Source organism: Vibrio sp. 1978 (assembly GCF_033344345.1).
In genome coordinates this window covers 1-506 of the sequence record NZ_JAWPOP010001092.1, presented here as the reverse complement: position 1 = coordinate 506, position 506 = coordinate 1, and the positions used below count along the sequence as shown (strand labels likewise).

At 51.4% G+C, this 506-nt stretch carries 1 protein-coding gene; it reads right to left on the bottom strand.

The genetic code is table 11. The annotated features are described in order from the left end of the window. Window positions 1–117: 117 nt before the first annotated feature. Window positions 118–506: proprotein convertase P-domain-containing protein (locus tag R8N49_RS30825; RefSeq protein WP_318190912.1), on the bottom strand; the 389-nt coding region annotated here is incomplete at its 5' end.

Below are 506 nucleotides of genomic sequence, written 5' to 3'. Positions count from 1 at the left end.
AAATGGTTCCCGCTACGTTGTAACTTGGCGCCGTTGCGTCACCACCGCCAGAACCGCCACCACAACCAACAAGGGCCAGTGAGACTGCAATGAGAGAATATTGAAACTTCATAGGTCTTATCTTCTTTTTGATGAATCGTTATTACGAGAGCGAACCACTCTCAACATTGAAAGCACAAGCAAGCCAAAGAGCGCCCAAGGTGAGCCACTCCCACCCGAGCCATTGCCGTTGCTTTTCGAAGTGGTATCAGCACCGCACTGATACTGGTTAAAGTGACTCACACCCCACGCTTTTAGTGCGCCCGAGTTGCCGACCACCCGATCGGAGACTTCTAGTAGCCACGTTCCCCAACTAGGCTCTCCAACAAATGCTTGCAGCTCTGAATCGTGCTGAACCGTGAAATAGCCCGTAAACCCACCCGATTGACTCGGCTGATGGTTAAACAGCACTACAGACTGGCCTTGTGGCGACGTCAACGTGATGTGTAAATCCGCTAAATTCGCGT